The 18,095-nt window shown below is 68.5% G+C and carries 17 protein-coding genes; 7 read left to right on the top strand and 10 right to left on the bottom strand.

The genetic code is table 11. The annotated features are described in order from the left end of the window. Positions 1 to 19: 19 nt before the first annotated feature. Entirely contained in the window at positions 20 to 415 is a 396-nt protein-coding gene (locus AB0O28_RS01835) for an ACT domain-containing protein (RefSeq protein ID WP_363635200.1), read from the top strand. Between the two features lie 26 nt (positions 416 to 441). Here AB0O28_RS01835 and AB0O28_RS01840 read toward each other — a convergent pair whose 3' ends face one another. Further along, positions 442 to 927, bottom strand: coding sequence for a DUF2000 domain-containing protein (locus AB0O28_RS01840; RefSeq protein WP_363635202.1), 486 nt, complete (start codon positions 925 to 927; stop codon positions 442 to 444). A 111-nt stretch (positions 928 to 1,038) separates the two neighbouring features. On the opposite strand from AB0O28_RS01840, the gene AB0O28_RS01845 reads away from it, so the two are divergent. Then, positions 1,039 to 1,491: an Lrp/AsnC family transcriptional regulator gene (locus tag AB0O28_RS01845; RefSeq protein WP_363635204.1), complete on the top strand. Its 453-nt coding sequence runs from the start codon at positions 1,039 to 1,041 to the stop codon at positions 1,489 to 1,491. Between the two features lie 67 nt (positions 1,492 to 1,558). Here AB0O28_RS01845 and AB0O28_RS01850 read toward each other — a convergent pair whose 3' ends face one another. Both AB0O28_RS01850 and AB0O28_RS01855 read right to left on the bottom strand, forming a co-directional pair. Further along, on the bottom strand, positions 1,559 to 2,722 hold the full coding sequence (locus AB0O28_RS01850; RefSeq protein ID WP_363635206.1) for a sigma-70 family RNA polymerase sigma factor: 1,164 nt from the start codon (positions 2,720 to 2,722) through the stop codon (positions 1,559 to 1,561). Between the two features lie 149 nt (positions 2,723 to 2,871). After that, positions 2,872 to 3,210: a YciI family protein gene (locus AB0O28_RS01855; RefSeq protein ID WP_363635208.1), complete on the bottom strand. Its 339-nt coding sequence runs from the start codon at positions 3,208 to 3,210 to the stop codon at positions 2,872 to 2,874. Between the two features lie 237 nt (positions 3,211 to 3,447). On the opposite strand from AB0O28_RS01855, the gene AB0O28_RS01860 reads away from it, so the two are divergent. Continuing rightward, positions 3,448 to 4,143: an AraC family transcriptional regulator gene (locus tag AB0O28_RS01860; RefSeq protein ID WP_363635210.1), complete on the top strand. Its 696-nt coding sequence runs from the start codon at positions 3,448 to 3,450 to the stop codon at positions 4,141 to 4,143. A 17-nt stretch (positions 4,144 to 4,160) separates the two neighbouring features. Here the strand turns inward: AB0O28_RS01860 and AB0O28_RS01865 are convergent, their stop codons facing one another. Further along, complete coding sequence (locus AB0O28_RS01865; RefSeq protein WP_363635212.1) at positions 4,161 to 4,682, bottom strand: hypothetical protein; 522 nt, start codon at positions 4,680 to 4,682, stop codon at positions 4,161 to 4,163. Between the two features lie 61 nt (positions 4,683 to 4,743). After that, complete coding sequence (locus AB0O28_RS01870; RefSeq protein ID WP_363635214.1) at positions 4,744 to 5,823, bottom strand: LacI family DNA-binding transcriptional regulator; 1,080 nt, start codon at positions 5,821 to 5,823, stop codon at positions 4,744 to 4,746. 395 nt (positions 5,824 to 6,218) lie between these two features. Here AB0O28_RS01870 and AB0O28_RS01875 point away from each other — a divergent pair, with 395 nt between their 5' ends. Further along, entirely contained in the window at positions 6,219 to 8,441 is a 2,223-nt protein-coding gene (locus tag AB0O28_RS01875) for a cellulase family glycosylhydrolase (protein WP_363635216.1), read from the top strand. Positions 8,442 to 8,577: 136 nt separating this feature from the next. On the opposite strand, the gene AB0O28_RS01880 is transcribed toward AB0O28_RS01875, so the two are convergent. Next, positions 8,578 to 9,036, bottom strand: coding sequence for a nuclear transport factor 2 family protein (locus tag AB0O28_RS01880; protein ID WP_363635218.1), 459 nt, complete (start codon positions 9,034 to 9,036; stop codon positions 8,578 to 8,580). 175 nt (positions 9,037 to 9,211) lie between these two features. Between AB0O28_RS01880 and AB0O28_RS01885 the strand changes: the two genes are divergently transcribed. Then, positions 9,212 to 10,258, top strand: coding sequence for an NBR1-Ig-like domain-containing protein (locus AB0O28_RS01885; protein ID WP_363636143.1), 1,047 nt, complete (start codon positions 9,212 to 9,214; stop codon positions 10,256 to 10,258). 60 nt (positions 10,259 to 10,318) lie between these two features. Here the strand turns inward: AB0O28_RS01885 and AB0O28_RS01890 are convergent, their stop codons facing one another. The 3 genes from AB0O28_RS01890 to AB0O28_RS01900 are packed head-to-tail and all read right to left on the bottom strand — an operon-like array spanning position 10,319 to position 13,090. Next, positions 10,319 to 11,269, bottom strand: coding sequence for a SpoIID/LytB domain-containing protein (locus AB0O28_RS01890; protein ID WP_363635220.1), 951 nt, complete (start codon positions 11,267 to 11,269; stop codon positions 10,319 to 10,321). A gap of 34 nt (positions 11,270 to 11,303) precedes the next feature. Further along, a complete protein-coding gene (locus tag AB0O28_RS01895; RefSeq protein ID WP_363635222.1) occupies positions 11,304 to 12,203 on the bottom strand; it encodes a peptidase inhibitor family I36 protein in 900 nt (299 codons plus the stop codon). A 41-nt stretch (positions 12,204 to 12,244) separates the two neighbouring features. Next, entirely contained in the window at positions 12,245 to 13,090 is an 846-nt protein-coding gene (locus AB0O28_RS01900; RefSeq protein ID WP_363635224.1) for a peptidoglycan-binding protein, read from the bottom strand. A 338-nt stretch (positions 13,091 to 13,428) separates the two neighbouring features. Here AB0O28_RS01900 and AB0O28_RS01905 point away from each other — a divergent pair, with 338 nt between their 5' ends. After that, on the top strand, positions 13,429 to 13,935 hold the full coding sequence (locus tag AB0O28_RS01905) for a MarR family transcriptional regulator (RefSeq protein ID WP_363635226.1): 507 nt from the start codon (positions 13,429 to 13,431) through the stop codon (positions 13,933 to 13,935). A gap of 136 nt (positions 13,936 to 14,071) precedes the next feature. On the opposite strand, the gene AB0O28_RS01910 is transcribed toward AB0O28_RS01905, so the two are convergent. Beyond that, positions 14,072 to 15,016, bottom strand: coding sequence for an NADP-dependent oxidoreductase (locus tag AB0O28_RS01910; RefSeq protein ID WP_363635228.1), 945 nt, complete (start codon positions 15,014 to 15,016; stop codon positions 14,072 to 14,074). Between the two features lie 615 nt (positions 15,017 to 15,631). Here AB0O28_RS01910 and AB0O28_RS01915 point away from each other — a divergent pair. After that, the gene (locus AB0O28_RS01915; RefSeq protein WP_363635230.1) at positions 15,632 to 17,812 is read left to right on the top strand and encodes a SpoIIE family protein phosphatase; all 2,181 of its coding nucleotides are present in this window, start codon (positions 15,632 to 15,634) and stop codon (positions 17,810 to 17,812) included. The last annotated feature ends 283 nt before the right edge of the window (positions 17,813 to 18,095 follow it).

Below are 18,095 nucleotides of genomic sequence, written 5' to 3' on the forward strand. Positions count from 1 at the left end.
GTTCTGCTAGACACGATCCATGAGCTCACCCGCAGCCCAGCGGCTCGGCATCGTGCCGTCCGTGTTCGCCGTCCAGCACCTGCCGCAGGCGACGTTTCCCGAAGACGACGACTGGATCGCGCTCGTGCGCGCCCCGGAGGGCCTCACAGTGGTCCGGGAGACCTGGCCGGCCGGGTCAGGTGACCGGTGGATCGGCCTGTACGGCGGGGAGACGCCACACGGCCTCGACGTCCCGGGCATGCTGGCGGCCGTCGTGGGCCCCTTGGCGGAGGCGGCCATCCCGGTGTTCGTCGCCTCGACCTTCCACGGCGACCTGGTCCTCGTGCCCGAGCCGAGGATCACGGACGCGGTCGCCGTCCTGGAGGAGGCGGGACATCGGGTGGACACCCGCCACCTGCGCTCACCCGGCTCCTGATCGCCCCGGCGTCCCGGGACGACGGGTCACGGCAGCAGGGGCAGCCTTCCCACGATCTTGTCCACCCGGTTGCGCGGCCCGACCACGCTGACCGCGTAATACTCGACGTCGTCGGCCGTGGTCTCCTTCATCGCGGCGAGGTAGTCGGCGTAGACCCGCGTGCGCTGCGCGGCGGCGGGCATGCCGGCCACGTAGCACCCGGCCGACGACGCGGCCTTGGCGCGGATCGCGCGCAGCGTGGCGGTGTCCGCGGCCAGCACCGAGCAGCCCGCCCAGGGCAGACCCGGGTGCGCGCCGCCGTCGGCGTCCACCGCGTCGTCGCCGAGAAGCCCCGTCACCGCCGCCGAGGTCGCTGCGGCCACGCAGACGGCGGCGTTCGCGGCGCGGCCGGCGGGAAGATCGCCGTCGACCACGATCACCCACTTGAGGCGGGCCGCCCGGGTCGGGAGGGCCGGGTCGATCTCCTCCGGGGCGAACCCGATCCCCGCGGTCATGCCTTCGTCCGCCGCCATCCGTGTTCTCCTGTCCATACGTCCGGAACTACCCCGTCGATGCTAGGCACTCGTACAATTGAGCTGCAACAACTCCGTACTTAATTTGGAACAGAGAGCACGCGGGCAGGCATGGACGAACTTGATAAGGCGATCCTGGCGGAACTGCAGTCGGATGCACGGAAGACCAACCGTGATGTCGCGGCGGCGGCCGGGGTCTCGCCGACCACGGCTCTCGACCGTACGCGGGCACTCCGTCAACGCGGCGTCATCCGGGGAGCGATCCTCGACGTCGACCTGGCGGCGATCGGGCGCCCGGTCCAGGCCCTCATCGCCATCCGCGTACGTCCCCCCTCGCGGCGCAACATCGAGGGCTTCCGCAACTGGGTCAGCGCGCTCCCCGACACGCTGGGCGTCTACGTGACGGCCGGCACGGAGGATTTCATCGTGCACGTCGCGGTGCCGGACAACGCCAGCCTGTACGCGTTCGTCATCGACAAGCTCACCGAACGGCCCGAAGTCGCCGACGTCCGCACGTCGATCGTCTACGAGCACATCCGCAACACCCGGATCAGCCCCGCATGAGCCCGCCTGCCGGTTCGGCGGGCCCAGGCGGCACCCACTGTGAGCGGGTGCGCCTGCTCGTGCCATATCAGCTCCAGCTCAACCGCTCGCGTAGTAGGGCCTGCTGGGCCGGGTTGGCGGTCAGTGCCAGGGCGTGCTCGTCACACGCCCGCGCGTCGCTCGCGTGACCGAGCTCGCGCAGCAGCTCGGCGCGGGTGGCGTGCAGAAGCGGGTAGCGGGACAGGCTGTCCTCCAGACCGGCGAGCTCCGCCAGCGCCACCGCCGGTCCCCTGACGTACCGCAGGGCGACCGCCCGGTGCAGCCGGACGACCGGCGACGGCGCCACGGCCACGAGCATGTCGTACAGGACCAGGATCTGCGCCCAGTCGGTGCGCTCGAAGCTGGCGGCCTCCGCGTGACAGGCCACGATCGCGGCCTGCAGCTGGTAAGGGCCCGGGCGGCGATGGGCTCTGGCGGTGCGCGTGAGCAACGCGGTCGCCTCGGCGATCGCGGCGTGGTCCCACAGGCCGCGGTCCTGGTCGGCCAGCGGCACCAGACGCCCGTGGGAGTCGAACCGGGCCGCGCCGCGCGCCCGGTGCAGCCGGATGAGCGCGAGCAGGCCGGCCACTTCCGGCTCGCCCGGCATGAGACCGGCCAGGAGTGCGGCCAGCCACTCGGCGTCGTCGGCCAGGTCGCGCGCCTCGGCCCGGTTGCCCGCGCTGGACAGATAGCCCTCGTTGAACAACAGGTAGACGACCATGAGCACGCAGGCCAGCCGCTCGGGGAGTTCCTCGGCGGCCGGGACGCGATAGGGGATGCCCGCTTCGGCGATCTTTCGTTTGGCGCGGGTGAGCCGCTGGGCCACCGTGGTCTCGGGCACGACGAAGGCCGCGGCGATCTGCGCGGGGCTCAGCCCGCACACCACCCGCAGGGTCAGCGCGATCCGGGCGGCCGGCGACAGCGCCGGATGGCAGCAGGTGAAAATCAGCCGGAGCCGGTCGTCCTTGTCCACCGGCTCGGGCCACCGCAGCCGGGCCAGCTTGGCCCGGTAGTTCGTCTCCCGCCGCAGCACGTCCAGGCCGCGGCGACGGGCCACGGTGAACAGCCAGGCGTCCGGCCGGTCCGGTACTCCCTCGACCGGCCAGCGGCGTAGCGCGGTTTCCACGGCGTCCTGGACCAGATCCTCTGCCGCTGAGAAGTCGCCGAGCAGCGACACCAGCCGGGCGGCGAGACAGCCCGCGTGCTCACGCACTACACGGGTGAGCGCCTCCCGGCTCTCCCGGCTTCCGCCGCCCTGACATCCCTCCCGGCCTTCGGCGCTCCCGCCGGGCCGGCCACCGTCTCGGCCCTCACGGCTTCCGGGCCCTTCCACGCGATCGGCACGGTCACCGTGCGGCCCGCTCACGAAACCGGCCGGATCTCCACCACCGGGCACGCGGGCCAGGACGCCACCAGCTTGAGCGCCTCGTCCAGGTCCGCCACATCCACTTCGGCGAAGCCGCTGATCACCTCCTTGCCCTCCGCGAAAGGCCCGTCGGTGACGATGGGCTCCCCACCGTCGAGCCGTACGGTGGTCGCGGTGTGCACCGGCGCCAGATGGGTATGATGGGTGATCTTGTCGGAGTTGTCGGAGAACCAGCGGCCCACCGCCTCGTAGGCGGCCTCGCGCTCCGGCTCGCCCATCGCCTCCAGCCGCTTGGCGAACTTCTCGGTCTCCACGAACATCAGGACATACTTCACTGTTGCTCCTTTTCGCGCTGCCGATCGGCTTCCTGTGCCTGGCGGACCGAATCGGCACGTGCCTCTTCGCGACCGCCTCTCTCATAAAGACGATCGGCGACAGGGCACACACGACATCGACGCGTCACGTCCTCTCCGAACCATGCCGGGGCCCTCGTCGTAAACGACTGGTCTCGCCACGGTCCGCCTCGTAGATTGTGATCCTCGAAAGGATCTTCGGTAGCGAGGGGGACGCGGATGGGGTTGGAGGTCGAGAGCCGGCCGTCCGACTCGCCGTACATCGAGCGGGTGTGGCGGAGCACCAGCGACGACGTCGGCGGGATGACGTCGGTCGCGACGGCGAGCTGGGACCTGGTCTTCTGGGAGCATCTCGGCCGGGTCAACGTGTCCCTCCAGGGTCCGGAGCCGAGGGCCAGCCGGGCCGAGGTTCCCGAACACGCCACGTTCTTCGGGATCGTGTTCTCGCTCGGCACGTCGATGCCGCATATTCCGATCAATCGGCTCGTCCACGGTGGCGCGGAGATTCCCGACGCGACGCGCACGTCGTTCCATCTGAAGGGCTCCACCTGGCGCCTCCCGGACTACGACAACGCCGAGGAGTTCGTACGTCGGCTGGTGCGCGAGGAGATTTTGGCCAGCGACCCGGTCGTCACCGCGACGCCCGACGTGGAGGACCTGTCCGAACGCACCGTCCAGCGGCGCTTCGTGGCGTCGACCGGACTCACCCGCGGCGCCGTGCGGCAGATCAACCGGGCCAGGCAGGCCGCGGTCCTGATCCAGGAGGGCGTGCCTGCCGTCGAGGTGGTTCACCGGCTCGGATACTTCGACCAGCCGCATCTGGCGCGGTCGCTGACCCGTTTCATCGGGCGGACCGCCACCCAGTTGAGCAGGCGGAATCCGCCGGAGCCGCTGTCACTCCTGTACGGGTCCTGACCGCTCGCCCGGCACATTCACAAGTGCGTGGTGACGCCGAACGCCGCGCGCAGGTTCGCCATGTCGTGCAGGTCGCGGTCCCGTGGATCGTAGCCCTGGTGGAAGGCGACCTGCTGACCGACGGACAGGCAGCGCACCCGCACGCCCTCGATCGTGCCCGTGACGAAGGCCTCGGCCGGGTAGTGGAGCACCGCGCCGCGGGCGTCCAGATGCTGCACGGCCGAGCCGTCCTCGGCGACGTGCAGCGGATGGAGATCGAGCTCGTGCCCATGGCCGTCGGCCATGACGAACCTGGCCGGCCGCCCGGGCACCGCGCCGGGCCGCTCGGCATACCCGGACGACTCCAGCTCGCCGATCACCAGCCGCTCCTGTTCGGCTCGGTGGAGCAGGTCGAGGTCATGATGCTCCCGGGTGACGCGTCCGACCAGGACGTCGATCCCCCAGCCTCCGGCGACCCAGACCTCGCACCCGGCGGTCTCCAGCGCTTTCAGCACCCACAGCATCTCGCCTATCGGCAGCACCGGCTCGCAGATCACCACCGCAAAAGCTCGCGTCGTCCCTGGCCGGCCGGTAGCGCCGACCGGCCTTCCACCCAGACGGTCAGGCCGGCGGGCAGGTGCTCTCCCGGACCGTGAGGGTGGTGGCCAGTTCGAGACCCACCTGCGGCGTCTCCTCTCCCCGCCCCAGGGCGAGCGCCAGCTCGGTGGCGGCCGCGGCCATCTCGGTGAGCGGCTGGTGGACGGTGGTCAACGGTGGATCGACGAGGGCGGCGATGGGCAGGTCGTCGAAGCCGACCACGCTCAGGTCCACCGGAATCCGTAATCCCAGCTCGCGGGCGGCCTGGTAGACGCCGAGCGCCTGGAGGTCGTTGCAGGCGAAGATCGCCGTAGGGCGTTCCGCGCGATTCAGCAGACCGATCGCAGCCGTCCACCCGTCCTCCTTGGTGAGGTCGGTGCGGACGACGAGGCCGGGGTCGACAGAAAGGCCGGCGGCCTCCAGAGCTGAGCGATACCCGTCCAGCCTGGCCCGGCAGCACAGGACCCGGTCCGGACCGGCGATCATCGCGATGCGGCGGTGTCCAAGCTCGATCAGGTGACGGGTGGCCGACCGGCCACCCGCCCAGTTCGTCGCGCCGACGAAGGGGACGCCGTCCGGCAGTTCGGTAGTGGGATCGAAGACCACGAACGGAATGTCCTTGGCGCGCAGTTGGTCGCGCTGCTCCTCCGACAGCTGGGCCACCGTCACGACGCAGGCAGGGCGTCGGGCCAGCGTCTCGTCGATCGGATGTTCCCCCGTGTCGCGTCGTGGGCCGAACTCCGTCAGGACGACCCCCACGCGGTGCTCACGGGCCACCCGCTCGACCCCGCGGATGATTTCGATCCCCCACATGTCCTCAAGCTCGCCGAAGACGAGTTCCATCATGTTCCTGCGGTTGCCCTTGCGGTATCCGTACTCGCTGATCAGTGCTTCGACGCGGGCGCGGGTGTCCGGGGACACGCCGGAACGGCCGTTGACGACCTTGGACACCGTGGGGATCGACACCCCGGCGGTCTCAGCGATGTAGGAGATGGTCACGGGCCTGGCCGGGTCGCCTTTCGGGCGCTCGCGGTCGGCAACCGGTCCGTGCGAGTCGGCGTACGACAACTGGCCCCTTTCCTCGCCGGCCCGGCGTCGGCTCACGCCGTGCCGTCCTCCGCCCGGTCAGCCGCCGCGGGCCACTTCACGGCGCAAGAATAACCCGTCGGGCCCCGCATGGAGGTCGCGCTGCTCGTGTGCCGGAACCGATCGCATCAGTGGCGCACATGCCGATACTCGCTCCGATGGTGCCGCCGGTTACCCGTCCGCACGTGGAAGCGTATGTGAAACTTTCAGATTCCCTATTGAGAAAGTTTCTAGTTCCGATTCTCGGACACTGGGAGAAGGGGCTAATGACCTCGGCGAAGGCGCAGCTGAGCGGCATCCAGCTCCTGTGCTGTCGATTTTTAGGTTCGCCCAGCCCAGGTGACGGAGATGGACAGTGGCCACCCCTCGCTTCTGTTGCTATGTTTCCAGGGATTTTCTAGAAACTTTCTCACATGACGATCGGTGCCGCCCATGACTGGCTCGCACAGGGGAGAGTGACCGTGGCTCTGTTCAAACTACGAAGAACCCGTCTGCGCGTCAGCGCGGTCGTCGGAACCTTGATCACACTCCTGTCCGCAGCGACAGTGACGGCCGTCAACGCGCAAGCGGCCGCCGGCTGCCGCGTGGCGTACGAGATCTCAGCCCAGTGGCCGGGCGGTTTCACCGCCAACGTGGGCGTCACCAACCTCGGCGCCCCGATCAACGGCTGGAGATTGGCCTGGACGTTCCCCTCCGGACAGCAGGTCACCCAGGTGTGGAATGCCACGCTCGCCTCGTCGGGCGCGCAGGTCACCGCCGTCAACGCGAGCTGGAACGCGGCCATCGCGACCAACGCGACGGTCTCCTTCGGCTTCAACGGATCGTGGTCGGGCAGCAACGCCGCACCGGCCGCGTTCACGCTCAACGGCGTCGCCTGCACCGGAGATACCGGCGCCTCGCCGTCACCCAGCCCGTCGCCGTCCGCCAGCCCGTCGCGGTCACCGTCGCCGTCACCCAGCCCGTCGCCGTCCGCCAGCCCGTCGCGGTCGCCGTCGCCGTCACCCAGCCCGTCGCCGTCCGCCAGCCCCTCGCCGTCGCCGCAGCCGGGCGACGCGATGGCCACGGTGGCCGCGATGCAACCCGGTTGGAATCTCGGCAACACGTTCGACGCCATCCCCGACGAGACGGCGTGGGGCAACCCGCTCACGACCCGGGCCATGCTGCACTACGTGCGGTCCCAGGGGTACAACAGCATCCGGATCCCGGTGACCTGGAGCAACCACCACGGTGCGGCGCCTGACTACACCATCGACGCCGCCTGGCTGAACCGCGTCCGTCAGGTCGTCGACTGGTCCCTGGCCGAGGGCTTCTACGTGATGATCAACCTGCATCACGATTCCTGGCAGTGGATCAACGGATACCCCGGCGACCGTACGACCGTGATGAACCGGTATACCGCGCTGTGGAGGCAGATCGCCGGCACATTCCGCGGCTACTCCCAGAAGCTGGTGTTCGAGAGCATCAACGAGCCGCAGTTCACGGGCACCTCGGGCGACAGCGAGAGCGATCAGGTGCTTGACGAGCTCAACACCGGGTTCGTCCATCTCGTGCGCGAGTCCGGCGGCGGCAACGCCACCCGGCTGCTCGTGCTGCCCACCCTGTACACCAACGCCGAACAGGCCCGGCTGGACGCGTTGACGACCACCTTCAACCGGCTGCACGACCCCAACCTCGCCGCGACGGTGCACTTCTACGGGTGGTGGCCCTTCAGCGTCAACATCGCCGGCGGCACCCGATACGACAGCAACGTTGAGCAGGACCTGGTCGGCAGCTTCGGCCGGGTGTACAACACGTTCGTGTCCCGCGGGATCCCCGTGATCATCGGAGAGTGGGCGCTGCTCAGCTACGACTACACCCGGCCCGGCATCATCGAACGCGGCGAGTTCCTGAAGTACATCGAGGCCGTGGGCTACCACGCCCGCACCCGGAAGCTCACCACCATGCTCTGGGACGCGGGTTCGTTCCTGGACCGCAACGAGCTGCGATGGCGGGACCAGGGCGTGTACGAGATGATGAAGGCCAGCTGGACCGCGCGATCCGCCACGGCCTCGTCCGATCAGGTGTACGTGCCCCGCAACGGCACGATCACCGGCAAGACGCTCACCCTCAACCTCAACGGCACCTCGTTCCAGGGCCTGCGGCAAAACGGTGTCAACCTCGCCAACGGCGCCGACTACACCGTGTCCGGCAACACCCTGACCCTCACCGCGGCGGCCCTCACCCGGCTGGCCGGGAACCGGGCCTACGGCGTCAACGCCACCATCGAGGCCCGCTTCTCCCAGGGCGCGCCGTGGCAGATCAGCATCATCACCTCCGATCCGCCGACCCAGGCCGCCGCCACCGGCACGACCTCCTCGTTCGCCATCCCCACCCAGTTCCGCGGCGACCAGCTCGCCACCATGGAGGCCAAGTACACCGACGGCAGCCCCGCCGGACCAGCCAACTGGACCCCGTACAAGGGTTTCTGGGACCACTTCCAGCCCGACTACAGCGCCAACACCATCATCCTCAAGCCCGAGTTCTTCAATGAGGTCAACGACGGTCGCGTTGCCCTCACCTTCCATTTCTGGAGCGGGGCGCAAATCACGTACTACATCACCAAGTCCGGCACCACGGTGACCGGCGGCACCGTCTGACGGACCATCCGGCGCATGCCACGGCCCTTACGGCCGCGGCATGCGCCGGCGAGACGACACCGCCCATAAGCGAACGGCCACGGAGCCGTGCCTGTGGGAGCCACCCCGATGCCGGCCGAACCGGCAAAGCGGCTCTTCATGGCGCGGGCTCGGCGTGCACCTGCTCGAAGAGCTGGGTCAGCCGGCCGAGCCCCGCCGCGGTCCGCAGCACGTCGGAGTAGTCGCGCAGATGAACGATACGGCCGCCACGGGCGCGCAGGACGAGCACGAACCGGGAGGTGAACGGCCGCCCGGTCGCGTGGTCGACAGCGTCCATCTCACCCTCGGAGATGACCACTTCGGCGTCGGCCGTCTCGTGAACGCACACCTCGCGCAATCCGGTCAGGGGCGGCTTGGGGACCGACCCCCATGCCGCCCTGAAGCCGGCGCGGATCTCCTCGCGCCCGTCGTACCGCTGCGACGGACCGCGATGCGGCGTCCAGAACACGAACTCGTAGATCGCGTCATCGGCGAACAGATCGGCGAGTCGGTCGGGCGAGAAGTCCAGCATCGCCTGGTGGAAGCGGTCGAGCAGGTCTCGTGGAGTTGCGGGCATTCTGCCTCCCTCATCGGCCTATTTTGGCTCAACAACCGTAGACTGAAGGCGAACCATGGTCAACAAGCGTAGAGCGATCCGATGCCGGTCCCGGACTCCGCACGGACAGGGGCGAGATGCTCCGTAAGCTTGAGGGGATCCCGTGGGCGCTGTTAGCTTCACCCGGGTGGACGACATGCCCGCACGGGCGGAGGCGATCGAGGACTTCGCGGCGGCACTGCGACAACTCCGCGAATCGGTCGGCAATCCACCCTTCCGCGAAATGTCCGGCCGGTCGGGAGCGATCTCGCACACGACGTTGCACGAAGCCACGAAGGCCAACCGGCTCCCGAGTTGGGAGACCACCGTCGAGTTCGTCAAGGCGTGCGGCGCGGACCCGGCCGCGTACCGCGAACGCTGGGAGAGGGCGAACTTAGCGGTCAGATCGGCGAGCGCCGGAGATCCTTCAACCCGCGCGGGCACCCTGGGGACCCGTCCGTCCGACGGACTCGAAGCGTCCGCCACGGGCCTCGCGGAAGGTCGTATCGTGCACAGCACCGCCGCATCGCAGGCCCCACGGTCGGCTGGCGGCACCCCGGTATCTCTGCCTACGCCGCCACCACCGCCCGACGAGATCGCGCACGACGTCCCGCCCGTCCCCTCCCCGGCGGGGGGCCGAGGGCGATTGCGGCCGACCCGCCCGGCCGCGGCCGCGCTCGCGGTAGCGGCCGTGGGCGTGGCGACAGTGGTCCTCGTCATGGTCGCCGTCAATCGTGGCTCCGGAATCGACGAGCACGGCCTGAACCCGTCTGACAGCCTGTCGAAGACCGGGCTGTCAGACGCCGACTGCCCGGTGCAGGCCACCACCCCGCCGTGGATTCCGCCTGTACACGAGGGCGACTCGGCGAAGTTCATCGGGGACATCACGCTGACCGACTGCACGCGCGTAGGCCCCCGCCAGACCGTGACCAAGGTATGGCGGCTCAAGAACGCCGGGACCGTGCCGTGGAAGGGATATTCGTTGCATCGCCTCGACCTCCCGCAGAAACCCGATCAATGTCAAACCGTCTCCGACGTACCGGTCGAGGACACGTCACCCGGAGAGGTGGTCGACATCCGGACCGACATCACCACGCCGGGGAAGCCAGGCCTGTGCTACGTGCGGTTCAAGATGATGGAGGGGTCGGGGCGGGTCGCGTTCCCCGGGGGCCGGCCGCTCAACTTCCAGATCATCGTCGAATGACGCACGATTCCCCGCCGTGCGTCACACGGCGGGGAATCAGGGGCGGACGACCCTTGGGGATCAGGAATTGAGAGCGATCCCGTTGTAGTAGTAGGTGAGGATCCGGGAGTGGCTCCAGCCCGCCTCTGCCTTGTCGCGGGAGCCGGTCTGCGACATCCAGTCGCCGGTCACCCAGTGGCCGCACGCCGTCGTCGTGGAGCAGTACTGAGCCTTGAAGATCTTTCCATCACGCGTCATCCGGGTGCCCCATGTCGCGTCGACCGCGGCGTTCGTCGCCGCCGTCGCGGAGCCGGGCTTGTACACCTGGCTGGACGTGTCGTCGGTGACGTCGTAGCACTGGCCGCTCGGCGTCTTGCTCGCCGACCTCAGCGCCCAGTACCAGCCGAAGTGCTTGACCGCGATCGCCCCGGCCCTGAGAGACTCCGTCGGCCAGTACGACCGCCACTCGTTGGGCAGGACGTTCTTGATGTAGGTCTTGAACTCCACCCGGTCCACGCGATCGAGGGCTTTCCGGTAGACGAGGATCGTCGTGGGCAGCCTGCTGTCCGTGCCGTCGGTCTTGCAGCCGGTCGGCGGTGTGGAGCTGAGGAACTGGTGGGAGGCGTTCTGGTTCTTCAGGCCCGCCTTGAGGTTGCCCTTGGCGCCGGGTGCGAAGTCCTGGTAGACGCTGCTGCCGTAGTTGCTGTTGTAGTAGACCCGGACGGTCTTGCCGCTGCGGTTCCAGACCGAGGCGGCGGAGTTCTTGACGCACGTGCCCTTGCCGTTGCCGGGTCCTTTGAAGTCGTAGCAGGACGGCTGCTCGGTGCCGTAGTCGCCGACCGATCCGGTGAAGTCCGAGACCGACCCCTGGTTGTTGCTGTTGAAGTAGTAGCAGAACTCGCCGCTGTCGCACACACCGTCGCGGGCGGCCGCCGAGGCGGGCGAGGCGGCGGCGAGCACCGCCCCACCGAGCACCATCGCGGCGGCCGGCGCGACGAGCCGCGAGAGCAGTAGTGGAGTTCGTGGAGACACAGTCGTCTTCCTTCTCGTCACAGGCCGCGGTGCGCTAGCGGACGTTGTAGCCCTGGGAGACCCAGAACGAGTTCGGGTTCGGGTTGCTCAGAACCGGGTCGCCCACACTCTTGGCGGCGAGCGTCTGCCGTCCGGGGCGCATCTCGACGTGGGTGTGCGCGGCGCCACTGGACGACACCCCGTGCCACGCCTCGTCGGCGATGACCTGGCCGCGCGCGATCTGCTGGCCCACCGCCAGGGAGGCCCGCGGAGCGGAGTGCAGGTAGATGATCGTCTTGTTCAGCGAGGAGTTGTAGATGGAGATGGTGGACAGCCCCGAGCTGCCGTTGGACCCCCGCGCGAGGTAGATGATCTGACCGCTCACCAGGGCGTGCACATCCGAGCCCACGCCACGGGCGATGTCGATGCCCTCATGCCGGCCGGAGGTGCTGGTGTAACCGTCGAAGCCGCAGCTGATGTGGCCGCCGCCGGTCTTGTACAGCGCGTACGACATGTCGACGCGTGCCGATGACGTCGACGGGTCGAACTGGTGGGAGGCGTTCTGGTTCTTCAGGCCCGCCTTGAGGTTGCCCTTGGCGCCGGGTGCGAAGTCCTGGTAGACGCTGCTGCCGTAGTTGCTGTTGTAGTAGACCCGGACGGTCTTGCCGCTGCGGTTCCAGACCGAGGCGGCGGAGTTCTTGACGCACGTGCCCTTGCCGTTGCCGGGTCCTTTGAAGTCGTAGCAGGACGGCTGCTCGGTGCCGTAGTCGCCGACCGATCCGGTGAAGTCCGAGACCGACCCCTGGTTGTTGCTGTTGAAGTAGTAGCAGAACTCGCCGCTGTCGCACACACCGTCGCGGGCGGCCGCCGAGGCGGGCGAAGCGGTGGCGAGCACCGCCCCGCCGAGCACCATCGCGGCGGCCGTCGTGCTGAGGATCTTGTGAAGCGTTCCCATGGTGTTCTCCTTCGTGTCTGTGCAGCTGGGTTTTCGGATGGTCAGCGGCGCTCGTACTCCTCCCAGGTGCGGATGGGCACCTTCGGGCCGTCGTCCGGGCCGCGGCCGGCGAGCCCGTTCAGGCCGAGGTAGTAGTCACCGATCTGATGCTGAGCCTGGCTGGAGAGGTCGGTGTCGTTGATGGCGGCGGCGTGGATGTGCCATGGCCAGTCGGCTTGGTCGGGGCTGCGCACCCATGCCGCGAAGCCGACACGCCGCAACGCGCGGACGACGGCGGTGCGGGTGGCCGAATCCATTCCGTCGACCGAGATGTCCACGACGCCGCCGCCGTCGTGGGTGCCCGCGGACGTGGGGTCGCCGCCGGGGTTGTACGACCCCTGCAACAGCACGAGGTCGCGGCCGAGTAGCCGCTTCGCCTCGGCCAGCATGCTCCGCGTGCGGGTGTCGACGACGACGTCGCCGGCGGACACCCGAGCGCCCGGTCTGATGATGTGCGTGACCGTGAAACGGCCGGCTCCGAGCTTGGTGAGCGACGTCTCACCCGGGAGGCCGTTGGCGGCGAGCCCGGTGAAGCCGAGCGACTTCTGGAACTTCGCGAAAGCGGCGACCGTCGTGGTGCCGAAGTAACCGTCCACCCACTTCGCGTCGAGCAGGTGCCGGTCGCGCAGCGCCTGCTCCACGAGGAGCACGCTGGCCTTCGCGCCCGGGGTCAGCGTGTCGTCAGCCCGCCGCGGGTCGATCTGGGCCGCCTTGACAGCGGCTTCCATGTTCACGCTCGGAAGGGCACTGGCGTCGGCTGCCTGTGCCGCCGACATGCCGGACGCTCCGGTCACGTAAGCGAGCAGGAAGGCCGCCGCGAGGGCGGCGGCGCATGGAGGCAGCTTCATCGTTTCTCCTGGGGTCGGACACCGGCAGGTGATTCCTGCGGCGGACCCACGGTTTCGGACCGCTCATGCTGTCCACAAGGAGATCGTGTTGTCAGCCTGTCCGTCAGGCTGCCCGTACAGGCGTACGCGCCGTCTGACAGGTAATCCATGGCGAGCGAGACGCACAGCCTGACGTGGGGCGGGCAGCCACGGCGAGGCACTCGGGCTGATGCGGGGCGGCTTCGCCCCCGACGGACTACGGCTTGACGTTCCCGACGGCTACCGGCAGCCCCCTGACTTCGCCGTGTTGGCGGGAGTCACGAAAGGGATTCGAATTCGAAGTAAGTAGGGTGGGCGGTGTGAGTGACCCGACGGCCGGCCTGAACACCGAACAACTTGGCGTGTACTTCGCCTTGATGGAGGTCAGCAGCCTCCTTCAGTACGCGGTGGAGGAGCACCTGCGCGCCGATGGCGACCTCAGTTACGTACAGTTCCAGATCCTGGCCCGGCTGGTCGATGCGCCTGAGGGCAGTCTGCGGATGACCGATCTGGCCGATGGCGTCGTGTACAGCCGCAGCGGGCTCACGTATCAGGCAGGGCTGTTGGACAAGCGTGGTCTGATCACCCGTTCACCGTCGCCGGATGACGAACGCAGTGTGATCGTGACTGTTACGGACGCCGGCCGGGATCTGGTCGCCCGGGTGCTTCCCGGACACGTCGACCGTGTACGGCGGTTGTTGTTCGATCCGATGATCGACGGAGACCTCACCGCGCTCGGTGAAGTTCTGACGCGCGTCCGCGAACATATGCGCGCCACCCCGCCACGGTCCGCCAAGTCCCGCGCCGTACGTAACCGAACCGCCTGACCCGCCGGCGCTGTGGCACGTCGGCTTCACCCCGGGGCGAGGGCAGGGGTAGTCGGTGCAGCCGACGGAGCAATTCCTCCTCGCACCGGGGAAGAACAGGAAGACCAGGCCTTGAGGCCACTTTCAGTGTTGGGGATCAGGCGGCGGGTGCGACGATGACGACCTTGCCGTGCAGCGCGCCTGTGGCGGCCTGGGCGTGGACTGCCGGCAGCTCGGCCAGCGGCACCCGCCGGGCGACGTCCACGCGCAGCTCGCCGGAGTCGATCAGCGCCACCAGCCGCGACAACTGATCGGCGTCACTACGGACGAACAAGTCGATGCCACTCACGCCGCGCTGCTCGTCGGAGGGCGCGGGCATCCACACCGTCGTGTTCACCAGCACTCCGCCGGGACGGATCAGGGTGAGCAGTGCTGCCAGCCGCTCCGGGTCGATCGGAGCAAGGTTGAGCACGATGTCGACCGGCTCGCTCACCGCCGCGGTCACCTCGGTGGCGGTGTGGTCGATGACCTCATCAGCGCCCGAGAGCTTGACCTGCTCGATGCTCCGCGGGCTGGCCGTGGCGATCGCATACGCGCCGGCATGCTTGGTCAGTTGCACGGCGTAGCCACCGACCGCTCCGCCCGCGCCGTTGATCAGCACGCGCTGCCCGCTCGTGAGCTTGGCGTGGTCGAAAAGCGCCTGCTGCGCCGTGAGGCCCACCACTGGCAGCGCGGCGGCATCGGGCAGCGGGATGCTCGTGGGCGCCGCCGTCAGGACCTCGGCCGGCGCGAGAACGTACTCCGCGGCCGCGCCGGTCCCCGCCATCGGCAGGAAACCGACGACCTCGTCACCGACCTCGATGCCGTGCACGCCCTCGCCAAGTGCGTCGACCGTGCCGGAAACGTCGAGACCGGGAGTGTGCGGCAGCGTCACCGGGATGGGACCTTGCATGAAACCCGCGCGGATGTTGCCGTCGACCGAGTTGAACGACGTCGCGGCGACCCGGATCCGCACCTGTCCGGCGTCGGGGACGGGCTGCTCCACATCCTCGTAGCGCAAGACCTCGGGGTCGCCGTACTCGTGGAAACGCACTGCCTTCATTGCGGAGCTCACTTCCCATGGAGAGGTAGTTGCTTCGAACTTGAAGCATCGACTCGACAACCCTAGACCCGCTTCGAATTTGAAGCAACAGGCGGTGTCTGTGCGGCAGGACACACAGGCTTCGAAGTGCAAGGTGATTGCTACGCGCAACTAGAGAGACGACGGAACGTGCCATCGCCAGCCGCCTCCACGATCACGTGGCCGACTGGCTGTGTGAACGGCGCCCACTTGAGAGGGGGTCGGATCTCCTCGTGGGAGTCTTGGGGTTCGCCCTCGCCGCACCTGGTGACCTGTCCCTGTCAGCAGGGGTGTCGGCAAGCCAGCCTGATCCAGGAAGCAAAGAGGCCCGTGCCCAGGTTCAACCTGGTCACGGGCCTTGTTCGATGTGCGCGGCAGAGAGGACTCGAACCCCTAACCTTCTGATCCGTAGGGAAGGGCAGGCCGCCGACCAGCCCTAAGGGGCGCCAGGGTCGTCACCGAGCCGTGTTGCCGAGGGCGCACACGAAGCGGCGGAGTGTGACGGACCCCGAAAATGCCGCGTATGGCAGTGAAAGATACTGTAGAGACACATAAGTGGTGACTTGCCCCATTGTTGCGCTTATGCCGGGAGGTGAAGTGGCGGCCGCGAAAGTTAGGTCCGAGGGCCACGCTGAGCAGCCGCAGGCGGAGCAGCTCGGCGTTGCGCGGGCCTCGGACGAAGGGCAGTGGAGCCGGCAGACGCTGACGCTGGCTCTCCAGCAGGCGATGACGAGCCTGGGCGGCCTGGGCGCCCTCGTGCACAGGTGTGATTCCGCTACCGGTTGCCTGCACCTGGCGGCGGCCAGCGGGCTTCTCCCGGAGACCGCCGAGGCGTGGGCAGATCTTCACACCGTGCAGGATGTGGCGCCCACACGCGCCGTGCGGCGTGGTGGCTACGTCTGGGTGTGCGGGGACAGCTTGGGGGTCGGGGCAGCCGGCACGGCGGCATTGCCCCTCCCGGGTGCCGGCGGGCCGGTCGGGGTGTTGTCCGTGCTTACGGCAGGGCCCGCCGAGCCGGACGACGAGCAGCGTTCCTTTCTCGGTGCGGTAGCGGCATGGGCCGCTGCGCGCCTGGAAGGCTTGCCCGGCACGGCGCCGGGCCTTACTTCGGCGGCAGGGTCCGAGCAGACGGTCCGGATGGGCGAGCTGACCGCGGCGCTCGCCGAAGCCGTCACCAGCCGGGACGTCGTGCAGGCCGTCGCGGACCATGTCCTGCCTCCGTTCTGTGCCGACGGGCTCGTGGTCTGGCTGATCGAAGGCGACCGAGTGAATGTGGTCGGCGCCGCCGGGTACCCACAGGAATTCCTCAATCTTCTCGACCGGGTCCCGCTCACCGAAAGCGCATCGGTGACCGATGTGTTGGAGAGCGGTACTCCCCGGTTCATCGGATCGCGCGCGGAGTATCGCCGGAGCTATCCAACGATGGCGATCGTGGCGGGGGCGTCACCGAAGAACGCCTGGGCGCTCCTGCCCGTGATCGCCTCCGGGCGGGCCATCGGTGTATGTGTGGTGTCCTTCGCGCGGGAGCGTGTCTTCAGCGACGAGGAGCGCACCCTGCTGACGGCGTTGGGCGGTCTGGTCGGCCAGGCGCTGGAACGGGCCCGGTTGTACGACGTGGAACACGCCCGCGCACAGGAACTGCAGCGCGGCCTGCTTCCCCGGGAGCTTCCCCGTCTCCCCATGGTCTGCGCCGCTGCGCGCTATCTGCCCGCGGGCCGGGGCGAGGAGGTGGGCGGCGACTGGTACGACCTGATCCCGCTGTCCGGCGGCCGGGTCGCCATGGTGATCGGCGACGTCATGGGACACGGCATCACCGAAGCGGCCACCATGGGGCGCCTGCGCACCGCTGTACGCACCCTCGCCGACCTCGACCTGCCGCCCGACGAATTGATCGGCCACCTCAACGACCTGGTCAGCGATCTCGGTGACGACTACTACGCCACCTGCCTGTACGCCGTCTTCGATCCCACCACCCGGACCTGTACGCTCTGCCTGGCCGGCCATCCCCCACCGGTCATCGTCAACCCCGACGGCACCGTGCTGTGCCCCCACCTGGCCGCCGACCCGCCGCTGGGCGCCGCGGAACCGCCCTTCGAGATCCACGAATTGCATCTGGCTGAGGAGAGCCTGCTGGTGCTCTGCACCGACGGCCTGGTCGAATCCGCCACCCGCGACGTCGACCAGGGACTAACTCAGCTCTGCCGGATCCTGGCCGAGGCCGTGCCCCGCGTGCCTCACCTCTGGTCAGGAGGCCAGTGCGACGACGTCGGGCACCTGGAGGATCTCTGCGACACGGTCGTTTCGGCGCTGCTGCCCGCCCGTGAACAGACCGACGATGACGCCGCCCTGTTCATCGCTCACACCCGCAGTACCGCCACCGACGATGTCGCCACCTGCGGTCTCCCCGACGATCCCAGGGCAGCCGGAGAGGCCCGCAGATATGTCCGCAAACAATTGGCCATCTGGGGACTGGACGATCTGACGGTCACCACCGAACTTCTGGTCAGCGAGCTCGTCGGCAACGCGATCCGGCACGCGAAGGGCCCCATACGCCTGCGCCTGCTGCGCAGCCACTCTCTGATCTGCGAGGTCTACGACGGTAGCCTCAGTACCCCGCGCATCCGCCACACCTCCTACACCGACGAAGGCGGCCGGGGCCTGCAGTTGGTGGCCGCCCTCTCCCGGCGCTGGGGTGCCCGCTACCTTCATGACGGCAAATGCATTTGGACCGAGCAATCCCTCCCTGCTGACGACAACGCGAAACGGCCCCTCGGGTGAGACGGCCTAGCATCCAAATCAGCCGTTCGTGACACCAGCAACCTGCACAGGCCTGGTCTTGCTTCAGAGCTCAGCGCTCACCAACGAACAGAAGAGGTACGCCCTGCACAGACGGGCTCAGGTTACGAACTACCAGTGCACGCGTCCCTGTCCGGCCGTTCCAGGCAACAGCGCCGGCAAGAAGGAACTCGAAGTACCGGGAACGAATGGGATCGCCAGTAGATGCTGTTGCTGCATCACGCTGCTGTACAGAGATCAAAAAGGCCCATCCCGATGACCGGAA

Origin of the sequence: Microbispora sp. NPDC088329, assembly GCF_040685655.1 — a bacterium.
In the GTDB taxonomy this organism is placed as follows: Bacteria; Actinomycetota; Actinomycetes; order Streptosporangiales; family Streptosporangiaceae; genus Microbispora.